At 44.4% G+C, this 20,532-nt stretch carries 16 protein-coding genes and 2 pseudogenes; 14 read left to right on the top strand and 4 right to left on the bottom strand.

Translation table 11 applies throughout. The features are described 5' to 3' along the window. Positions 1-6 precede the first annotated feature (6 nt). A pseudogene (locus ACSAZL_RS11645) lies at positions 7-558 on the top strand (helix-turn-helix domain-containing protein); the annotation flags it as partial. Here ACSAZL_RS11645 and ACSAZL_RS11640 read toward each other — a convergent pair. Further along, positions 554-1,026 (bottom strand): annotated as a pseudogene (locus ACSAZL_RS11640) (DUF6444 domain-containing protein); the annotation flags it as partial. The pseudogenes ACSAZL_RS11645 and ACSAZL_RS11640 sit on opposite strands and share 5 nt — an antisense overlap. Positions 1,027-1,228: 202 nt before the next feature. Continuing rightward, entirely contained in the window at positions 1,229-2,407 is a 1,179-nt protein-coding gene (locus ACSAZL_RS11635; protein WP_440944818.1) for an AAA family ATPase, read from the bottom strand. 822 nt (positions 2,408-3,229) lie between these two features. Here ACSAZL_RS11635 and ACSAZL_RS11630 point away from each other — a divergent pair. Continuing rightward, positions 3,230-3,439, top strand: coding sequence for a hypothetical protein (locus ACSAZL_RS11630; RefSeq protein WP_440944817.1), 210 nt, complete (start codon positions 3,230-3,232; stop codon positions 3,437-3,439). Between the two features lie 202 nt (positions 3,440-3,641). On the opposite strand, the gene ACSAZL_RS11625 is transcribed toward ACSAZL_RS11630, so the two are convergent. Beyond that, on the bottom strand, positions 3,642-3,965 hold the full coding sequence (locus tag ACSAZL_RS11625) for a DUF3303 domain-containing protein (RefSeq protein WP_440944816.1): 324 nt from the start codon (positions 3,963-3,965) through the stop codon (positions 3,642-3,644). A gap of 428 nt (positions 3,966-4,393) precedes the next feature. Here ACSAZL_RS11625 and mntA point away from each other — a divergent pair, with 428 nt between their 5' ends. The 12 genes from mntA to ACSAZL_RS11565 all read left to right on the top strand — a co-directional run bounded on the left by mntA (position 4,394) and on the right by ACSAZL_RS11565 (position 18,866). Continuing rightward, positions 4,394-4,837, top strand: a complete 444-nt coding sequence (gene mntA, locus ACSAZL_RS11620; protein WP_440944815.1) for a type VII toxin-antitoxin system MntA family adenylyltransferase antitoxin — start codon at positions 4,394-4,396, stop codon at positions 4,835-4,837. Then, entirely contained in the window at positions 4,834-5,256 is a 423-nt protein-coding gene (gene hepT, locus ACSAZL_RS11615) for a type VII toxin-antitoxin system HepT family RNase toxin (protein ID WP_440944814.1), read from the top strand. The genes mntA and hepT overlap by 4 nt, the downstream gene beginning before the upstream one ends. Positions 5,257-6,151: 895 nt before the next feature. Then, on the top strand, positions 6,152-6,766 hold the full coding sequence (locus tag ACSAZL_RS11610) for a cohesin domain-containing protein (protein WP_440944813.1): 615 nt from the start codon (positions 6,152-6,154) through the stop codon (positions 6,764-6,766). A gap of 5 nt (positions 6,767-6,771) precedes the next feature. Then, positions 6,772-8,004, top strand: coding sequence for an ABC transporter substrate-binding protein (locus ACSAZL_RS11605; protein ID WP_440944812.1), 1,233 nt, complete (start codon positions 6,772-6,774; stop codon positions 8,002-8,004). A gap of 6 nt (positions 8,005-8,010) precedes the next feature. Then, on the top strand, positions 8,011-8,814 hold the full coding sequence (locus tag ACSAZL_RS11600; RefSeq protein ID WP_440944811.1) for a DUF4198 domain-containing protein: 804 nt from the start codon (positions 8,011-8,013) through the stop codon (positions 8,812-8,814). After that, positions 8,805-9,431 (top strand): class I SAM-dependent methyltransferase, encoded by a 627-nt coding sequence (locus tag ACSAZL_RS11595; RefSeq protein WP_440944810.1) that lies wholly within the window; start codon positions 8,805-8,807, stop codon positions 9,429-9,431. The genes ACSAZL_RS11600 and ACSAZL_RS11595 overlap by 10 nt, the downstream gene beginning before the upstream one ends. Before the next feature lie 22 nt (positions 9,432-9,453). Then, entirely contained in the window at positions 9,454-10,443 is a 990-nt protein-coding gene (locus ACSAZL_RS11590) for a hypothetical protein (protein ID WP_440944809.1), read from the top strand. Between the two features lie 330 nt (positions 10,444-10,773). Continuing rightward, positions 10,774-11,829: a FecCD family ABC transporter permease gene (locus ACSAZL_RS11585; protein WP_440944808.1), complete on the top strand. Its 1,056-nt coding sequence runs from the start codon at positions 10,774-10,776 to the stop codon at positions 11,827-11,829. Positions 11,830-11,960: 131 nt separating this feature from the next. Beyond that, entirely contained in the window at positions 11,961-12,353 is a 393-nt protein-coding gene (locus ACSAZL_RS11580; protein ID WP_440948842.1) for a VOC family protein, read from the top strand. Positions 12,354-12,579: 226 nt separating this feature from the next. Then, a complete protein-coding gene (locus ACSAZL_RS11575) occupies positions 12,580-13,068 on the top strand; it encodes a carbohydrate kinase family protein (protein ID WP_440944807.1) in 489 nt (162 codons plus the stop codon). 373 nt (positions 13,069-13,441) lie between these two features. Beyond that, positions 13,442-18,103: a PAS domain-containing protein gene (locus ACSAZL_RS11570; protein WP_440944806.1), complete on the top strand. Its 4,662-nt coding sequence runs from the start codon at positions 13,442-13,444 to the stop codon at positions 18,101-18,103. Between the two features lie 370 nt (positions 18,104-18,473). Beyond that, positions 18,474-18,866 carry a VOC family protein gene (locus ACSAZL_RS11565; protein WP_440948841.1) on the top strand — a complete coding sequence of 131 codons (393 nt, stop codon included), beginning with the start codon at positions 18,474-18,476 and terminating at the stop codon, positions 18,864-18,866. Positions 18,867-18,923: 57 nt separating this feature from the next. Here the strand turns inward: ACSAZL_RS11565 and ACSAZL_RS11560 are convergent, their stop codons facing one another. Beyond that, positions 18,924-20,282: an MATE family efflux transporter gene (locus tag ACSAZL_RS11560; protein ID WP_440944805.1), complete on the bottom strand. Its 1,359-nt coding sequence runs from the start codon at positions 20,280-20,282 to the stop codon at positions 18,924-18,926. Between the last annotated feature and the right edge of the window lie 250 nt (positions 20,283-20,532).

The raw sequence follows: 20,532 nt of genomic DNA, 5'->3' as shown, positions 1-20,532 counted from the left end.
TCTTTTGTGAAACTTAATGGGAAAAAGATACGTTGGATCATTGCCCAAAAGTCGAAAGGTGAATCTACCTCGACTATAGCTGAGATCCAGGGGATCTCAGCCCGTCGAGTTCAGCAGATCTATAAAGAATATGTTGAAACTGGTCAGCTTCCTCAAGTTGGTACTAATCTTGGACGGCCAAAGAAACCATTATCATCCGACGATAAGGAATTGATTGACCAAGCTTACTCCGCTTATAAGTTTGGAGCCTGTTACCTCGAGATTCTCATCGAAGGCGAACATAATCGTAAGATATCTCATAACAGAATCCATAACTACCTACTTAGCATGAACCTTGCCAAGGAAAACCGAAAAAAGAAACAGAGAAGAAAATGGTGTAGATACGAACGTGAACACAGCATGTCTGCTGCACATATCGATTGGCATGAAAACCCTCTGTTAGGGCTGCAAGTCTGTGCCATTCTTGATGATTCATCAAGAATGGTAATTGCAGGAGGAGAGTACGTTCATTGTAACACGGAGAACACCATTACAGTGATCGATGAACTCGTCAGAGAGATTCGGGAAAAATAGCTTTATTTAGCTTTCCACAACAAGGACAGGTCTTTATCTGACTTTGATGTTCTGTAACAATTAGATTTACAGGAGGAATGTCAAAGACCTGTCTTCTCTCATAAGCTTCAACTTCAACATTCTCAAGAGTATATCCACATTCTTTGCAGCAAGTCAAAGAATGTTCTATTACCTACTCAGGATGATCAACCATATCAAGAGTCGTTCCTAGATGACCGTCTTGACCTTCAGGTTTCTTCCCGCTCTTTTTACGAAGACTCTTGGGAGTAGGTTTCTTTTGAACAAAATCAGTAGAAGGAGGCCGACTGCTGTCACGACTGTTTTGGTTTAAACGAGATTCTAAGGCTACAAGTCTTTCAGTGAGTTCTTTAATTTGAGATTCTAAACTCTCAATGTAAGCTACAATACTTCAGGATTTGAAGCACACAAAACAAGAATCTCATCGCGTTTCATAAAGCCAAAAAGGAATCATTTTATATCCAATTTTTCCTCGGAACGAGGAAAAATTGTGTAGCCTTGCTAAGGCTACCTGAATAGTTACGAAATAAATTCTTTAATATTATATCATCAACTCCTTTCCCATTTATCCAGGCATTTTTCTAACATGTGCATTAAGCGCAAAAATATGCATTAAGCGTAAAAGGCTTGTCTGCTTTTACTCACTGAACGTATTAAGTATATTCCGCTTGATCCAGATTCTGAATACATTGTCCAGGATACCATACATTCCCTCTTCCGGTTTTTCAATTGTCATCGTGTTGTGAAGATCTCTCATCGACGTTGTCAGCGAGGAAGCAGGTGTTTGCATCTCGGATGAAATTTCGCTTAATCTGCGGTATTTTTCTCTTGACAGAAATTTCAGGATGGTTTTTTGCTGATCGCTGAATTTCCATTCGTACCGTGACTCAAATTCGCTATCGAACTCATTTAGCATGGAATTGAATGCACTTTCGACATCATCCTCATCAATAGTGTTTTTGTTTTTCAGAACTGAGTTCTGATAAAGGATAAATCCTATTTTCTGGAAATAGAAAGGAAAGCCTCCGGTACATACATATATTCTTTCCAGTGCCCCGTCGGTAATCCGTATATTTTGGGTCAGGAGGCGGTCTCGTATATATTTTGCAACATGTTCCTCTTCTATAGGCTCAAGTTGAATTCTTGCAGCCATGAGGTACAGCGGAGAATCCGGTTTTAGAAATACTTCATGCAGCAGGGATACCGAAGACCCCGAGAAGATGTATCTGACAGAAGGCTGGCTGTCCATCTGGCTCTTTAATATATTGAAAATATACCCGTTAAACCTTCTTAATTCCTGAAACTCGTCAAAAGCAAGAATTATCGGTTCTTTCTTTTCTCTTGAAAATCCCTTTATGAAATCAAAAGTCTCGGCAACCAGTTCCTGTTCATTAACGTCTTTTTCCCGAAACCTGAGATAAACATTCCCTATGTGTTCGATGCTGCCTCCAATCTCAGAAAGTGATTTATACGCAGCCGTGATTTTTCCTCTAAATACCTGGGAATATTTCTGCACAAGCCCTTTAAGCCTGTGTTTTTCTTCATATGCTGCAAGCAAAGCTCGCGTAACAACCCTGAAGAAATCACTCAGACCTGTCATTTCTCTGCAATTTATGGTAACGAAGAGAACCTCGTCTTCAACACTTGTTTTAAGGTTCCTGAGCAGTGAAGTCTTCCCGATTCTGCGCGGTCCTATGATAACATTGTTCTGTGCCAGGGTCTTTATGTCCATCTTCATTTTTTCAATTTCATGTTCCCTTCCTATGAAATAAGGAGGCTCGACTTCTCCTCCCACCACGAATAAAGATTCAGGCATCAATAATTTTCCTCCCGCTGCAAGACCCTTTACCAGAGGCAATATCTGTTATGGGTATAGTTGAAAGCAAATATATTTGGAAATGACTATGTATCTATTAGTTATAAATGAATATATTTGAATTTAACGATTATTTCCCCTTTACAGGTGCAGGCTTTTTATGAATGTTCTGAATCCCAAACTTTCTCTGAGTAAAAAGAACAAACTTTACATAACTCTACAGGCACCATAATTATCTAAACGAAATCGTCAGAGATGAATGTCAATAAAAGAAAGTACAAAAATAGTAGTCAAAGCAAATAAATTGAATATCCACGATTCCCAGTTAAATTAATGATTTAAGTCATTAAAAGTTAAACTGGTGAAGTTTGAAGTTATTCTTTAGCAGGTCCAGAAAAATCCGGAATATACAGGTTAAGAATAAGTTTAAAGTCCGAAATACTCCGGCTCGACAGTAGGCATTGAAATAAAAATAAGCAAGCAAGTCTCCAGCTTCTTGTTATCTATCCTGATACTAATGTTTATATTGCCTGCCAGCAGCTCCGCAAGTTCTCTGATTACGGAGAAAAAAGTAATCGTATGTAATAACACATTTGAAGGCGAAAGCGAGAACTGGAAAGCAAAATATGTGTTAAACGAAACTCATGTTTCATAACCACGGGCCGCAAAACCCATTACGACGGGAAGGACGAAAGCAAGCTTATTCTGACTTACAGAGGCAACCTTTCCCGGGAAGGAAATCCAAAAGAATTAATATATTCTTATGAAGGAGGCCCGAGGGGCGGCTCAGGAAATGTTCCTTTAGACCGTAAGGATTTTACTGTGGCCAGGTCCCGTTCTGAAACATATACGCTAAAGGATCGAAAATCCCTGTTCGGACACACTATAACTTCCATTTGCACTCCATACAAAACGGTTTATATTTGCCGTGAAGGCGGTGGAGAGACTGTGTTTGGCGAAAACGATACGGTGAAAGTTGTGTTGATGATGGACGGAAAAAGGGAGACTCTGGAATTGAAAAGGGCTAAGTAATCCCTATTTTCGGAAACTTCACAGTTAAATATAGCTATAGAGCCGAGTAAAACTGCTGAAGTTCTGATATGTTGAAGAGCCTGCTATTTGCTTATCGGAGCAGATAACAGGTAAAATACAGGTAAGGTAAGATAATAGGTAATACAGGTAAGGTAAGATAACAGGTAAAATACAGGTAAGATAACAGGTAAAATGGTGGGAATTATACGGGACTGCGTACTTTAATTTCCGGAATTAATTTGCTCATGTATTTTGAGATAAATTTTTTGAATTCTTCAGCTCCTACAACAGGGAAGACTTCGATATGGCATAAATCGGTAAACAGTATATTGTAAGCTGCATAATCTTTGATGGACTCTACATCATAGACAGTGATCATACGCCCGCCCCCGGCGTCAAACCACTGGTTAATAATTTTCACCCCTTTTGGGATACCCTTATTTTGAACCTGTTCCCATCGCTTAAATAACTTAACACTATTTTCAAGTTCAAATGTTGTTATGTCCAGCAAAAGCACGTTTTTCATCCCTTTCAAATTTGTATTAATATATTTCATATGTGTTGGGCACCCTATATATCCGTATCGATTTTGAATTACGGGAGAATTTTTTGCGGAAGATGGGATATAAATCGGGATTTTTTTTCAAGCCTCATTTTAACTTGGTTAAATCAGAAAGTCCTTTCGAAACAAAAATGAGACCATATAGTGCCTGCCCCCTTCATTGAAACCAAAAATCAATCTTGTGGACAGACGACCAAATTCAATTGAAGTCTAAAACTACCCAAAAATCTTAACAGACAAGGGAAATAGAAAGGCTGCACAAATTATAAACAGAAAGTAAAACATAAGTCATGAGCACTATATTATTATACGCGATTGGATCTATGCAATTGACTCAAAGTAATCAAATCTAAACGATCGAATCTAAGCAATTAACACTATTGTTTGATCATATGCAGGCCGACGACACACAATCAGATCTGGAACAGCTTGAAAGAAAGCTGAGCGAATTTTTCTTAAATATAGATAGTGTTACACTTGCTTACCTTTTCGGTTCGACGGTCCGGGGGGAAGCTAACTGCCTGAGTGATATAGATATTGCCATCCTTTTTGACAGCACCCTGACAAAAAAGGAAACTTTTGACCTTCAGCTGAAGCTGATAGTTGATCTTGGTGACGTTCTTAAAACAAAGAATGTGGATCTTGTCGTGCTCAACGATTCTCCTCTGCTCCTGGCATTCAATATCATACGTGACGGAGTCATTTTGAAATCTGACGAGAGGATAAGAGTACATTTTGAAACGGGGATAATGTCCAGGTACTATGATGAGCAGTATTATATCAAAAGGCATATGAAAAGAGCTATTGAAAGATTGGCTAAAGGCAGGTTGGGATGAGACAGGAAGTAATTGACAAGCTTGAACTGCTTGAAGGATATATTGCTGTCTTGAAGGATCTTCAGCAATACAGCTTTGAAGAAATTGAAAAGAATTACGTACTCAGGGGAGCTGTAGAAAGATATTTGCAAATCTCACTGGAATGTATGCTGGATATTGGTGAGATCATTATTTCAATGGAGAAAATTAAGCGTCCTCAAAGTTATAAGGAAGTATTCCGTACCCTGGGAGAAAATGGAATTCTTCCCGAATCTTTTGCCAGAAAAATTGAGCCCGCCGCCGGGTTTCGGAATATACTCGTGCACATGTATGCAAAAGTAGAAGTGGATAAGCTTTACGAAAACTTGCAAAACGGCGTTAAAGATATGGAAGTTTTCATCGAATACGTTGCCCGATTCCTAGCTGAGAAAAAGGATTGAGTTTTTTTAGTTCTTTGCCTTCGAATAGATCAAAATCTTCTTAACTAATGTGATCGAGTTTTATCGGTAACCTGTTAAGTGGGTTAAAGCCAAAAACAACAGCTATTAACACAAATAATATTCTTGAAGAATACTGGGCTTTTAAGCTCTCCTCCTGTTTCAATATTATCGACATTTTAAACCCAAAATTATCTGAGAGTATTTATAACCAACAAGACACAAACCTGTATAAAAGTTACTGAAAACTTTTTTAGAAGAAGAACAACTTGGTGCACAACCTGAGGTAAAAGTATAGCATATCAGGCATTATGATACAAAAGTTTCCAATGCTTCTTCAAAAGCTTTTAACACATTATTTTCACAAAAAACTCCCATTAATTCCTTGTCTTCCGGAGTTTTCTCTGCTTTCTTACTTTTTTATTAGCATTCATCTGATTCTCTAAATTTTTCTTCACATAAAAAGCATTGAATCTCATTTTTACATGACGCCTCCGATTCAACAAAATCCGATAATAATCTGTGAAATTAAATAACGAATTAGTATTACTTAAAGCTAATTTAGTGTAAATATGAGATTAAATCGGAAGCTTAATATCTCACATTATTAATACTTTTTTCAAAATTAGTAATATCAAAGAAATCAAAAATCTTTGCCATTTGAGAGAAAAACGGGAAAAGTGCAGTTTTCTCTGCCTGTATCCCTGCGTGCCGGGATGGAATAGAATTCATCACTTATACCGGGCGCTGTACTCTTTCTGGATACAGCGGCACGTCTGTGAATTCGCCTATCTGGCACGCAAAATAGTGACGTCTGGTATTCAGCTGCAGAGTCCTGACCGGTATTTCACTATCTGTCTGGAGATAGCTGTATTTGAAGGGTTCAAAGGGTGATCGGATGAAAAAAAACTCATGGAAGGAATTGAAGAGAAGTTTCCTGCTTGGGACCTGCTTTGCCGTGCTGGTTCTGGTATTTGCGGCAATTCCGGGCCAGGCGCAGCAGGCAACTGTCAGTTTAAGCACGCCTGAGCTGGTGAACGGAAATACGGTTTATGCAACCGTAAACGTCGAAAATGTTGAAAACCTTGATGCGGGGCAATTTGACCTCATATTCAACCCGGATGTCCTGAAAGTTGTCGGCGTCGAAAACGGGAGCATAGGAGAAACAGAAATACCTGTGCAATGGCGCTCTGTTGACAGCGAAACAGTCAGGGTGATCTTTAACCTGGAAGGGGTCAACGGAGTAAGCGATTCGGGACAGTTTGCCAGCATCAAGTTTGAGGTTATTGGCGACGGAGAAGGCGGACTCCATATTTCCGACGGCCTGCTCGGAGATACCGAAGCTAAGAGTATCGATACGGACTGGGGAGTTTCTGAAACCAGCGGTATCAATGCGGACCTGAGAGATGCCGAAGCTGAAGACACACAGACAGCCGCACCCGGGTTTGAGATAGTGCTCACTCTTGCAGGTTTGACCACGGCTATCTATCTTGTCAGGAGCGGACAGAGGTGAACAGCATGAAAACAAAAATCCCTATCGGAGTAATCATCGGTTTGCTTCTTCTGACATCAACTGCGTCCGCATCGGATATCACGCTCAGCATTTTAGGAAACGCGAACGAAGACGGAACCATAGATATGGAGGATGTGGAGTACACCGAAAGCATCATTCTGGGCTCAGGCAATCGGACACTGTTTGCGGATGCCACAGGGGATAACAGCATCGATATGCTTGATGTAACCCGAATTGAGCTTATCAACCTTGGAAAAGCGGAAGAACTAACGCTTGTTGACGGGGTTGGCAGGCAGGTAAACGTGGCACTGCCGGTAGAAAACATCATTCCCACTGATTACCGTACTACGGAAACCCTTCTTGCTCTCGGAACAGGAGATACGATTGTAGGGGTGGACAGAGCTTTTCATGAACGTATGTCAGAGTTTGGACTTTTAGATCTTCCTGAGGTTGGAATGCACGGTCAATCGGTCGATTACGAAATGGTGTTGACCCTCAAACCCGATATAGTCCTTCTGCCCTTATGGCAAGCAGAAAATGCCGACACTGTAGCTGAAAATCTTCCGAATACGGCTGTTGTTGTGATGGGTATCTCCTCTCAAAAAAACATAAATTCGGACTTGACAACCGTGGGTTATGTGTTGGGAAAGAAAAATGAGACAGACGAACTCCTCAGCTGGATGCAGGAGTATGAGGATCTCGTAAAAGAACGCACCGAAGACCTGAAATCCGACGACATGCCAACTTTCTATTATGAGTATATGTCTGAGAGAACTGAAAAATGGTGGGTGATAACTCCGGATGATCCCAGTGCAGGTCGAGCGGCTGAAAGAGCTGGAGGGCTCAATATCGCTGCAGGATTGGACGGAACCTCCGTTGAAGTAGACCCCGAATGGGTGATAGATCAAAACCCTGACTTCATGTTTGCGGACCTGATGAACGGCTATGACAGCGGGCCTGGAAAAACGGAAGAGGATATGAAAAACTTGCTGGCAAAAGTCCTATCAGACAGGCCGGGCTTCGAGAAGGTTAATGCTGTGAAAAATAATCATGTCTACCTGATTGACAGGGACGTAATCGGCGGGCCCAGGTGGGTAATAGGGCGCATCTACTTTGCCAAATGCATGCATCCTGAGCTTTTTGAAGACATCGACCCGGCAGAAATCCACAAAGAATACCTCAAAAAATTCCATAACCTCGAGGTCGTCGGAACCTGGGCTTATCCTCTTCCGGAGTGAGGAACTATGGTGCAAAAAGCTTCCCGGAAAGAAACTTTTTCTTCCCTCCTTCTTGAGGATATTCCCGATATCGTACGCGGGCATGAGATATGGGTTGAGCACGGCATGCAGCATATTTCTCCCGGAGATCCTGTGGCGTGTGACCTTTGTTTCGGCCACAATATGAAAAGCGACAAAGCGGTTCAGGTCGAAAAGGTGACTCCTGCAGTCTTCAGTGCCTGGGGAGAAAATCGTGCCGTGGAGGTCAGCGCTGCATCGGATCATTTATTGATGCAATTCATACCGGCTTTTGCAGGGTACCATACCATTGGAGTGGAATACGATGGCGGAATCCTCAATTTGTCACATCCCGGCCTGGAAGGTCCGAAGTATTACCAGCAGTATACGAAGACCATCCTTCCGGTATGTCAGGGGAATTCTCAGACAGGGGGTTGTCAGGTCGGAGACTGTCAGGTAAAAGGGATTTATCAGACAGAGTCTGATCTGATAATCGGGCACGAACTGGAGATAATTCCGCTGGGATACAGGCAGTATAAGGTCGGAGAACACATTCTGCTGAAAGTATTGTATGACGGGCATGGACTGCCTGATGCAACCGTTTATGGGATACACACCGGCAATCGGGAAAACCCTATAGAAGGGAAAACCGATCAGAAAGGCATTGTTGACATCGAACTCGAAAAAGGCGGGAAATGGATGTTCAAAGTAGGGTACAGGGACCCTGAAAAATGTGCGAAGGGACTGTATGACAAAAAGGTAATGACTGCAACTTTTACAATTATGGACGTAGGTGAGAAGACATGGAAGTAAAACCGCAAATAAGAGAGTGGTGGGACGCTGCAGAACACGATTATGATGCCATTGCAGCCCATGGAGTACATTCCGAAGAAGAAAGGGAACTCTGGACCGAGGTGATTACCCAGCTCCTGGGAACCGACCAGCAACTGAAGATTCTGGACATGGGAACCGGCACCGGATTTTTAGCGTTACTGCTGGCGGAGCTGGGATACGAGGTGACAGGAGCGGATTGGGCAGCCAGCAAACTGGAAAAGGCAAGAACGAAGATGGAAAGGACCGGAAATTTCGTAGATTTTGTGGTGGAAGACGCAGAAAATCTCTCCTTTGAATCCGAGCAGTTCGACGCGGTTGTCAGCCGACACCTGATCTGGACTCTGGCAAATCCGGGCTCGGCATTTAAAGAATGGGCCAGAGTGACAAAACCCGGAGGTAAAGTCCTGACCGATATCCCTTCCAGACATTCCCATCCCGGAGACCATCACTTCGGGAAGGAGATCGGAAAAGAATTGCCCTTTTACAACGGGGCTGACCCTGGAGAGGTTATCGGTATGTTTGAAGCGGCAGGGCTTGTGAATGTGTCGGTCAGAGTGTTCAATAAAATGATGCTGGTGGAAGGAGAGAAAGCATAACCATTCAATTGTTCTGGAAGCCATGCTAATTGTTTCGGAAGCCCTATTCGTTTCGGTAGTCCGCGCAGTTGAGCTCTGGATATCGGTCTTCCCTTTCACGGTAACCGGTGTACTGCTAGAGAGCATTGCAGTCGAGTTCGGGATCTTTGATCGGTTGTTCCCGGTGATGAAACCGGTACTGTACGGAGCACATTTCACTCCCCATTCGGGAATCGCATTTATGACCGCTTTTGGTTCGCCAATCGCAGCCGTAGCAATGATCTCGGAATTTTACAGCGAGGGGAAGATCGACCAGAAAGAAACTATGCTGGCGACCGTTGCAACCTGGTTTCCTCAGACTATCTACGAAAGCCTTGTTTATATCTCCCCGACGATCGTACCGGTCCTCGGGGCGGTGGGCATTGCCTATCTCTCTTTATTCGTATTGAACGGCACAATAGTAGCTCTTATCGTATTTCTTGCCGGGAGAACGTTTTTGACCCGAAATATCTGCGAATTTGAGGCTGAAACCGAAAGCAGGAATACCGAATACGGGAAAAACGGAGACCGGAAAACCGAAGACCGGAAACTGGCCATAAGGACCGCTCTCAAACAGAGTGTGCTCAATTCGGTGAAAATTTTAAAACGAATTGTGCTTGTTGCGTTTCCTGTGAGCATTCTTGTCTTTGTGCTTATCGATCTGGGAGCATTTGATGCCCTTCAATATCCCGGCCGGATACCGCTGCCTCCGGAAGCTCTGGCAGTTATTCCGCTGGTAGTTGCCAATCCCACTGCAGCATACGTCACGGTTGCGGATTTAATGGATACTGAGGTTCTGGATTTTAAGTTAGCTTTGTTAACCTTACTTGCAGGGAACCTGCTGGTCAGTACCCGGTATATCCTTACACACAGGCTCCCGTATTATTCCGGAATTTTCGGGCCCGTGCTGAGCCTGAAAATAATCTCGGTAAGTGCAGGGCTGCGCCTTGGACTGACCGGTTTAATGATTCTTGCTCTGGGGCTGGCTTTATGACAGACTGTTCTGCCGTCAGGCTCCTTCCTGTCACCAGGCCTCCTCCTGATTTCAGACTACTTCTTTCTGCCAGGCAGCCTCTGATATTAGACTGCTTCCTGATATTAGACTGCTTCCTGATATTAGACTGCTTCCTGATATTAGATTGCTTCCTGATATTAGACTGCTTCCTGATTTCGGACTTCTCCCTGACATCAGGCCGCTTCCAAAACCTGCTTATTAAAAATTCAATAAATTGTCTATTAAAAAATACAATAAGTTGTCCATTAAAAAAGGTAATAAATTGTCTACTGCACCGGATGTGTATCCTTGGAAACAAAACAGCATACTTTGACTAGAAAAGAAGTTAAAATACAATATAAGAAGTTCATCGGAAGAAAAATATTCTTTACTTTCTTCCTTTTAGCCTCGATAATCCTCGTAGCAGGCATATCAGCCTCTTTAGGGTCTGCAAATCTTTCCCTCTGGGAAACTTATTCCGCAGTACTGCACAGGTTCTTTCCGGCTTACTTTGCGTCCAGTTCGCTTGCAGACGTATGCATATGGAACCTCAGGCTTCCCCGCATATTCATGGGAATTGTTGCAGGTTTCGGGCTTGGGGTTGCAGGCTGTGTAACGCAGGCAATCCTCAAAAACCCGCTTGCAAGTCCCTATACGCTTGGTATATCCTCGGGAGCCGGCTTCGGGGCGTCCCTTGCAATCCTTACGGGTTCGGGCATCATCGGGGGAGATTATCTTGTTATAGGCAATGCTTTCTTATTCGCCCTGTTGTGTTCTTTTATAATCCTGGGCTTATCAAACCGAAAAGGTGCAACACCTGAAACCATGATTCTGGCAGGCATTGCGATGATGTATCTTTTTAGTGCAATGACAACTATCCTTCAATACTTCGGCGAAGCGGAAGCCGTAAAAGAAGCAATTTTCTGGGCAGTCGGAGACCTTGACAGGTCTTCCTGGGTCAAGGTTACCATTATTACTGCCACCCTTGCATGCTGCTTCTTCCTGCTTATGATAAAGTCTCTTGACCTAAATATTATGGCTGCAGGAGACGAAACCGCAGCAAGTCTGGGTGTGAATGTCAAAAGTACCCGGATCATGCTGATGGCGGTCACAACCCTGCTGGTCGCATGTATTGTGTGTTTTACGGGAACGATAGGATTCATAGGCCTGGTTGCCCCGCACCTCACGCGCATTGTCATAGGAGGCGATAACAGGTTCGTTCTTCCGGTATCCGGCCTTTTCGGTGCATTACTGCTGATCAGCGCGGACCTTGTAGCAAGAAGAGTTCTGGCTCCAATAATTCTTCCTGTCGGAGCAATAACTGCCTTCATGGGCGCTCCACTGTTCCTGTATATGATAATGAAACGAAAGAGGGAGTACTGGTAAAAGCCGAAGGTGAAAGCGAATCCAGTACAAAAGCCCGAATATCTGAAACAGAACTGGCACATGTCCAAAAAAACCAGAGCCTGGATTTATTTATAAATATCATCCGGGCCGTCTAACTTTAAGGGGGTTTTATCACGCCAAGAGTTATTCATTTCGAGATACACGCAGAAGATGTCAAAAGGGCAAGGAAATTCTACGAGGATGTTTTCGGCTGGAAGTTAGAGAAGTGGGGAGGTCCCATGGATTACTGGATTATAACAACCGGTGAGCAAGGGAAGCCCGGAATCGACGGCGGTTTAATGAAAAGGCAGGGAAAAGAACCGGGAGAAGAAACTATAATAAGTAGCTATGTTTGCACAATAGATGTTCCGGATGTAGATGAATACCTGAATAAGGTAAAACAGCACGGAGGCAAAGTGGCTATGGAAAAGAGCACCGTACCCGGCATAGGCTGGCTTGCATACTGCTTCGATACGGAAAAAAACATTTTCGGGATAATTCAGCCTGATATGAGTGCCAGATAACTTTTCCTTAACTATTTTTTTGCGTTCAGGCTTCCTGTTGGTCATCTGCTACTGCCTGGTTTATATCCCGAATTGTACTCTGGTTTCCGAGTTTCGCTTCCCGAATTGGGATGCCGTTTATGAGCTGAAGGCCGAAGGAAGTCCCTGTTTTTACGATAAATGAAGGCGATGCCTGGGACGCAATTACCCCGGATGAAAGGAAATTTGAAGCCCTTGCAGCTGAGGAATGGGATGTTTTCTATTTCGGAACCCTTGCCCGGAGGTTGGAAGAAAACAGGAAGACACCGCAAAGGCTGTTTTCGGAAATAAAGGCAGGAAATTTTTTCTAAGATGTAAACCTGAGGGCCGGGTTCTACAGAAGGAACGGATCTTCTCTTCCCTTGAGAACTGCACGATCCTCTGGCTGAATGAAGAAAAAGCTGCAGCAATTTTCAGCATGTTTTCTGGCATCGCTCACAGCTGCAGGACTCTCTGCCGTCTGCTTACGGAAAGCTACCCAAGAATTTCAGTTAACTGCATAACAAAAGGGCCCAGGGGGGCTGCTGTTTACCATGGAGGAGTTTACGAAGAAATCGAGACCACACCTGTAGAAGTTTCAGACACAGTCGGAGCCGGAGACACTTTTTCTGCAGGCTTCCTTTATACCTATCTTTCAGGGTACGGAGTTTCAAAAGCCGCTTCAATTGCCTGTGTCATTGGAAAAAATGAGGCTTAATCTCGCATAATTAGCTCGTGTTCTTTTTAGAAGAACTTAAAATTCAAAAAAGAACACTCAATTTTTAAATTAAATCACGATAAAATGAATGGAGAGTTAATGAGTCACTCTTCTGGTTTGAACGGGAATACCCCGTAATTCTATAAATATTCGACACGCATCATATACTTTTTTAAATAATGGATGCATAACGCGCAAATGTATGCATTTTTAAATGAAAGGCTTCCGGAGTATCAAACTAAAAATAAACAAATAAGCTTAACAGTGGAAATAGAGTAATCCTGTATAAACTAATTTTAGCCGGAGATTTTGAGCAAAGGGCAAAAGGGCTAATTCCATAAAGAAAGGAAACAAGAGCAGAAAAGTGAGGAAAATGGGGGACTCTAAAAGCTTCGAAGACAGCAGAAAGCTCGAAAGGGAAGGAGATGAACAATTAATTGGACAGTTTCTTTCCGATGACCCGAATCCTTTCCTGAGAGTGGAAAAAGACGGTTCAATAGTCTATGCCAATAGGGCTGCTTTTCCTTTGCTGCAATACTGGGGAGTCCGGGAAAAGGAAAAACTCCCTCAAGCTCTCAGGCACAGCGTCCTGAGAGTGCTTACTCTAAAAAGTCCGGAATACCTTGAGCTTACTGCAGGAAAAAAGATTTACTCCGCGAGATTCTCCCCCCACCCCGAAGAGGGCTGCGTAAACATTTACGGGTTTGACATAAGCAGGCAGGTGGAAGCGGAAGAAAAACTGAGGCGCGATCAAGTGAAACTTAATAAGCTCGTTGAAAAGAGAACCCGGGAATACACAAATGCAAACGGAGAACTTACCGAAGAAATTGAAGAGAGTAAAAAAATTGGCGAGGTTCTTCGAAACAATTTACAATTTCTTGAGATCCTTTTGAATACAATCCCGGCCCCGGTCTTCTACAAGGACGGTGAGGGCAGGTACATGGGATGCAATGAGGTCTTTGCCAGAAAGGTCATGGGACTGCCAAAAGAGAAAATCATAGGCAAGAGACTCTCCGATATCTGCAGGACAAATTCTTCCGAAGTCCCCCGAGAGATCCATGAGCAGGACCTGAAACTGCTCAGAAAAGGGGGAAACGATACCTGTGAAAAAGAGCTGGTTTGTGCCGACGGGATAAAAAAGGATTATCTGGTGAACAGGGCGACTTTTCTCGATGAGGAAGGAAAAACAAACAACATGGTTGCCGTAATGCTGGACATAACCGAACTGAGGAGTACTGAGAAAGAAATATTCCGGAAAAACGAGGAAAGGTATCGCATCGTTGCCGAGCAGACCGGGCAGCTTGTATATGATTATGATCTCAGCACAGGGGAAATTGACTGGGAGGGGGCAATCAAAGAGCTTACCGGATACAGCCCTGAAGAGTTCAGGCAGGTAGACCTGGAAGGCTGGAGGGACCATATCCATCCAGAAGATGTGGAAAGTGCCTGGGAAATCCATGAAAAATGCATGAGAACAGGAGAGAAATATCTCGCAGAGTACCGGTTCAGGAGAAAGGATGGGAGCTATTTCCATGTGGAAGACAGCAGCGTGTACCTTAGAAATGAAAAAGGTCAGATGAACCGGATTATTGGTGTAATAAAAGATATAAGTGAAAAGAAAACAACCCGGGAAACCCTTGAGAAAAGTGAAGAAAGGTTCCGGGCAGTTGCAGAAAGGACAGGACAGCTTGTTTATGATTATGATTTGAGGACAAACCGGAGTACCTGGGAAGGGGCTATCGAAGAACTGACGGGATACAGTTATGAGGAGTTCCAGAAATTTGTCCCTGAGGTCTGGGCCGAACACCTCCATCCGGAAGATCGCCAGAGGGCTGTTGAGACCTACAAAAAATGCCTGGCGACAGGGGAAGATTTCTGTAAAGAGTACAGGATCAGGAGAAAAGATGGCAGCTACTTCTACGCAGAGGACAACGGCTTTTACATAAAAGATAAGGATGGGAAGGTCTACAGGGCTGCCGGGATAATAAAAGATATAAGCGAAAAAAAGCTTGCCCAGGAAAAAATTGAGAAAAGCGAAGAAAGGTACAGTATCGCCACAGAACAAACAGGGCAGATGGTATACGATTACGATATCGAAACCGGTAAAAATGACTGGGCAGGAGCCATAGAGGAACTTACCGGTTACACTAAGGAAGAATTCGAGGACTTCGATTTTGAATGCTGGACCGAACACATCCATCCTGAGGACAGGAAGAGAGCGGTAGAGGCCCACTACAGAGCCCTGGAAGAAGAGAAAAAGTACCGTGAGGAGTACAGGTTCAGGAGAAAGGACGGGACTTATTTCCATGTGGAAGACAGAGGGATTCTCATCAAAGATGACCGGGACCGCATATACAGGATGCTTGGGGTCATAAAGGACATAACGGAACAGAAACATGCCCTGGAAAAACTGGTAAGAAGTGAAGAAAGGTACCGCCTTATTGCAGAACATACCGGACAGGTCCTGTACCATGATGATTACAGGAAAGGGATAATTGAATGGGCTGGAGCAATCCCCGAAATAACAGGATTCGGCTTTGAAGAATTCCAGAAAATCACCGCCAGCGGCTGGCTTGGGCTGATCCATCCCGAAGACCGGGAAAAGGTGACGGAGGCACATGAACGGTGCAGAAAAAACGGAGGGGATTTCTTTGAAGAGTACAGGCTCAAAAAGGCAGATGGAAGCTATGTTACCGTTGGGGACGAGGGAGCCTACCTGAAAGACGGGAACGGGGACATTTGTAAGGCAATCGGGGTCATCAAAGATATCGAGGAGAAGAAGCTTGCCCAGAAGAAACTATCAGAAAGCGAAGAACGCTTCAGGGTAGCTGCCGAACAGACAGGTCAGATCGTCTTTGAACACGACCACATAAATGACGTGCTTATCTGGGTAGGCGCTATCACGGAAATTACCGGTTACAGCATAGAGGAATTCCGGGAATCCGTTGGGAAGATGTGGGCAGAGCATGTCCACCCCGAAGACCGGAAAAGGATCCTTGCAGAACTCAAAAAATTCCGGGAAAAAGACAGTCACTTCCGGGTGGAATACAGGTTCAGGAGGAAAGACGGGAACTACTTCCACGTAGAAGACAGCGGAGTCTACCTGCGAAACGAAAAGGGGCAGATCCGAAAGGCTATCGGGGTAATAAAAGATATCACTCCCATAAAGCTTGCCGCAGAAAAACTTCAGGAAAGCGAAGAAAGGTTCCGCATAGCAGCAGAAAAGACAGGACAGCTCGTATACGATTACGATGTAGCTTCAGACCGCATTAAATGGGCAGGAGCCGTTGAGGACATCAGCGGTTATACAAGTGAGGAAATGCACAAGCTTACGGCAGGTGAGCTCTTGAAAGAGCATATCCACCCTGAAGACTATGAAAAAGCAGTCACGTATTTTAGAAATTTTTTCAAGATCGGAGGGAGTTACTCTCAGGAATACAGGTTCAAACGAAAGTCCGGGGACTATATTTATGTGGAAGACTGCGGAACTTATTTGAGAGACAAAGAGGGCAGAGTATACCGGATGATCGGGGTGATAAAAAACATCACCGAGAGGAAACTTGCAACGGAAGAACTGCGGAAAAGCGAAGAAAAATTCCGCATCGTTGCCGAGCAGACCGGGCAGCTGGTATACGATTATGACATCCCGGAAGATAAAATGGGCTGGAGAGGATCCATTGAAGAGCTCATGGATTACGACCAAGAAGAATTCAATAAATTAAGCAGCCTGCGGGACTGGAAAGAACTCCTGCACCCGGAAGATCGCAGAAGAGCGGTCGCTTCGTATAACAGGTGCCTAAAAAAGGGAGAAAAGTACTGTGAGGAATACAGGTTAAAAAGGAAGGACGGCACCTATCTTTATGTGGAAAACAGGGGAGTATTCCTGAAGGATGAAAACGGGCGCATATACAGGATGCTCGGGGCAAATAAAGACATTACGCAGATCAAGCATTCCCTTGAAAAAGTACGGGAGAGCGAAGAGAAATACCGCTCATTTATACAGAACTTCAAAGGAATCGCCTTCCAGGGGAATATGGACTTCACTGCTATTTTCATGCACGGGTCTCTTGAGGAAATAACAGGGTACAGGGAAGAGGACTTCTATCCGGGGGGGTTGAGGTGGGACCACATAATCGATCCCGAAGATCTGCCATCTGTTCTTGAAGACGCAGAAAAATTGAGAATGGTTCCAGGGGCCAGTACCGAGAGGGAATATAGGATAAGGAAAAAGGACGGGAACATTTGCTGGGTCCGCGAAATAGTCCAGAACATTTCCGACAAATCGGGAAAACCCGTGCTTGTGCAGGGCTCAATCTACGACATCACCGAAAGAAAGGAAGCAGAAGAAGCCCTTGCAAGGACCGAGGAGATCCGCAAGAAAGAGATCCACCACAGGATCAAGAACAACCTCCAGGTAATATCCAGCCTTCTTGAACTTCAGGCTGATAAGTTTAAAGACAGGGAAGTTATTGAGGCATTCAGGGAAAGCCAGAACCGCGTGGCGTCCATGGCCATTATCCACGAAGAGCTGTACAGGGCAGGGGATACCGAGACCCTTGATTTTTCAGCCTATCTCCGGAAGCTGACTTCGGACCTTCTCAGCTCGTATACGGTCAGGAAAGAGGACGTAAAGCTGAAACTGGAGGCAGAGGATACATTCATGGGAATGGACACGGCAATCCCTCTGGGAATCATTATCAACGAACTTGTCTCCAATGCTCTGAAACACGCCTTCCCCGCAGGAAGAAAAGGGGAAATCCGGATAAAACTCTGCCGGAAGGAGATCAGTGAAAATAAAAACATAGGCAGGATCACAAGTAATAATTATAGAGGAAGTTTAATTAGCAACAGTTACCTTTATTCACTGGTTGTTTCGGACAACGGGTCTGGTTTTCCTGAAAACATCGACTTCAAGGATACCGATTCGCTGGGCCTGCAGCTGGTAAATACCCTTGTAGAACAGCTGGAAGGTACAATCGAAATGGAGAAGAACGGTGGAACTACATTCAGGATCAGTTTCACGGAAACAGAATAACGAACCCGGTATAAGCAAGAAGAGTATACGGGTGACTGTGAAAGTCCCATGAAATGACTGTAACGGTCATCCTGCAGACCAAAAAACTTATTTAAATATCCCAAAAGATTTGAATATCCCAAAAAGATTATCATTTTACGTCGTTTTTGTCCCCGGACGTAGGCAGACCCTTTCAGAACAGTCTGAAAAATATTGCTTTTTGCAGGCTGTCTCTAAACTATCCTTAGTTCGCATTTTGGTCATAACTATCGGAATATTTATCTTTTTTCTTTCTACTCTCTCAAGTTGAGAAAATAAATGTCTGAAAAAGCAAAGCCTAAATTAATATATAAATACCATCCAGCCCATCTGATTATAACAGGGGGTATTTATAACGCCAAGAGTTATTCATTTCGAGATACGTGCAGAAGATATTGAAAGGGCAAGAAGGTTCTACGAGGATGTGTTCGGCTGGAAGATAGAGAAGTGGGAAGGTCCCATGGAATACTGGAGCATAACAACCGGTAAACAGGAAGAGCCAGGAATAAATGGCGGTTTGATGAGAAGACAGGCAGGAGAACCGGGATTGGACACTCCGATAAGCACCTATATCTGCACAATAGACGTCCCGGACATCGATACATACCTGAATCAGATACAGAAGCACGGAGGCAAAGTGACCAGGGAAAAGAGATCCATACCCGGTGTAGGCTGGCTTGCATATTGTCTCGACACGGAAAAAAATATATTCGGGATAATGCAGCCTGATATGAGTGCCAGATAACCTTTTCTTCATTTATGTATTTATTTATTAATTTATTTGTCAAAACCTCTTAGCAGATCAGGCCTCAATTTCCAGGCCCAATTTGCAGCTTTTCTCTTTCTTTTCCTTCTTCTTAAACTTTTGATATTCCCTCTCCAGCAATCCCGCAGCCAGCACGCAGGCCAGAAAATCCGAAATGGGAAACGCAGCCCAGACTCCGTCCAGTCCGTAAAATCTCGGCAGGACCAGCACCAGAGGCAGCAGGAACAGGAGCTGCCTTGCGAGAGACAGGAAAAAAGCGGGTTTTGGTTTTCCAAGGGCCTGAAACACGGTTGTGCCTACGAGCTGGAAACCTATAAAGGGCAGGATAAGCACCACAATCCGCATGGCCCGGGTTCCTGTGGCTGTTAGTTCGGGATCAGGGCTGAAGATATGGATGATTGGAGCCGGAAAGAGGAACATGACCAGAAAACCCGGAAGGAAAAAGAGAGTGCTGACTTTCAGGGCGACCTTAACCGATTCGACCACTCTTGAGAACTGTTTTGCGCCGTAGTTATAGCCCACTATGGGCTGGAGGCCGAAGGAAATCCCGAGCATCGGCAGGAAGATTAGCAGGAGCAGGCGGTGGATGATCCCGAAGGCTGCAATTGAGACGTCCCCTCCGTAAGTTGCAAGGGCGTTGTTTACAAAAATCATCATGACACTGTTTGAAGCTTCAACAATAAAGGGACCGATGCCTATTGCCACCACTTCTTTTGAGATGGCGGAGTCCGGGACCAGAAATTCAGGCTTGAAGGCAACCGAGCCTTTTCCGGCAAGGAAGTAACGCAATAAAAATACGGTGGACGCGAGCTGGGCAAGAACCGTTGCAATAGCAGCTCCCCTGACTCCCATGTCAAGCCCGAAAATGAAAACAGGGTCGAGCACCATATTCAGGCCGGCCCCCAGGAGCATTCCGAACATTGCATAGCGGGCGTTGCCCTCGGCTCTTACAAGGTCTTCGGCTGCGATCCCGAGAGTAAAAACAACCGAACCTGCCATTATTATTTCAAGGTAACTCCGTGCATAGGGCAGGATTCCGGGAGTTGCTCCGAAAAGTTTCAGCAGCGGCTCTATGAAGGAAAGCCCTATAAGGGAGTAAGCAAGCCCAAGAAGAACTCCCAGGAAAAACACGGTCCCAAGGGCTTTTTCAGCCCTATGCAGTTCTTTAGACCCGAGAGCCCTTGAAACGATCGAAGACCCTCCTACCCCGAGCCCAATTGCGATTCCCATTGCCAGCATGTGGATCGGAAAAGCTATCACAAGCCCTCCGATTCCGGAAACGCTTTCTTCCCCGAGAGCCCTGCCAACGAAGATAGTATCGACTACGTTGTAAAAAGCATAAACAAGCATCCCGATTATGGAAGGGGCTGAGAGCTTGAAAAGAAGTTTACCCACTTTTTCAGTGCCCAGAAAGCTGCTGTGTTCGCGTATCCCGGTCCTCTCCTATCTGCAGTTTTTACAGGGTGAGCTTTAACGGTGTTTTTTTCAGGGTAATTTCGGGGAAATATCGAGAGAAATTTCGAAGGAAATTTGCAGGTTCTTCCAGGTCTGAAAGGTATAAAGCAGTTTCTAATAAAAATTAAGGTAGCGTGTTTGGATGATGTATATGAGCTCTCACATATGATGCCTCACGGTTTCCCCGCAG

The sequence above is a fragment of the Methanosarcina mangrovi genome (genome assembly GCF_052057765.1).
In the GTDB taxonomy this organism is placed as follows: domain Archaea; phylum Halobacteriota; class Methanosarcinia; order Methanosarcinales; family Methanosarcinaceae; genus Methanosarcina.
The sequence above is the reverse complement of the archived record's forward strand: the minus strand, read 5'-3'. Positions and strand labels throughout refer to the sequence as shown.

Excerpts from the sequence above, each read along its gene's own strand:
- ACSAZL_RS11570 (WP_440944806.1), top strand. The coding sequence starts at position 13,442 with ATGGGGGACTCTAAAAGCTTCGAAGACAGCAGAAAGCTCGAAAGGGAA.
- ACSAZL_RS11605 (WP_440944812.1), top strand. The coding sequence starts at position 6,772 with ATGAAAACAAAAATCCCTATCGGAGTAATCATCGGTTTGCTTCTTCTG.
- ACSAZL_RS11575 (WP_440944807.1), top strand. The coding sequence starts at position 12,580 with ATGGGATGTTTTCTATTTCGGAACCCTTGCCCGGAGGTTGGAAGAAAA.
- ACSAZL_RS11610 (WP_440944813.1), top strand. The coding sequence starts at position 6,152 with ATGAAAAAAAACTCATGGAAGGAATTGAAGAGAAGTTTCCTGCTTGGG.
- mntA (WP_440944815.1), top strand. The coding sequence starts at position 4,394 with ATGCAGGCCGACGACACACAATCAGATCTGGAACAGCTTGAAAGAAAG.
- ACSAZL_RS11625 (WP_440944816.1), bottom strand. The coding sequence starts at position 3,965 with ATGAAAAACGTGCTTTTGCTGGACATAACAACATTTGAACTTGAAAAT.
- hepT (WP_440944814.1), top strand. The coding sequence starts at position 4,834 with ATGAGACAGGAAGTAATTGACAAGCTTGAACTGCTTGAAGGATATATT.
- ACSAZL_RS11600 (WP_440944811.1), top strand. The coding sequence starts at position 8,011 with ATGGTGCAAAAAGCTTCCCGGAAAGAAACTTTTTCTTCCCTCCTTCTT.
- ACSAZL_RS11595 (WP_440944810.1), top strand. The coding sequence starts at position 8,805 with ATGGAAGTAAAACCGCAAATAAGAGAGTGGTGGGACGCTGCAGAACAC.
- ACSAZL_RS11635 (WP_440944818.1), bottom strand. The coding sequence starts at position 2,407 with ATGCCTGAATCTTTATTCGTGGTGGGAGGAGAAGTCGAGCCTCCTTAT.
- ACSAZL_RS11590 (WP_440944809.1), top strand. The coding sequence starts at position 9,454 with ATGCTAATTGTTTCGGAAGCCCTATTCGTTTCGGTAGTCCGCGCAGTT.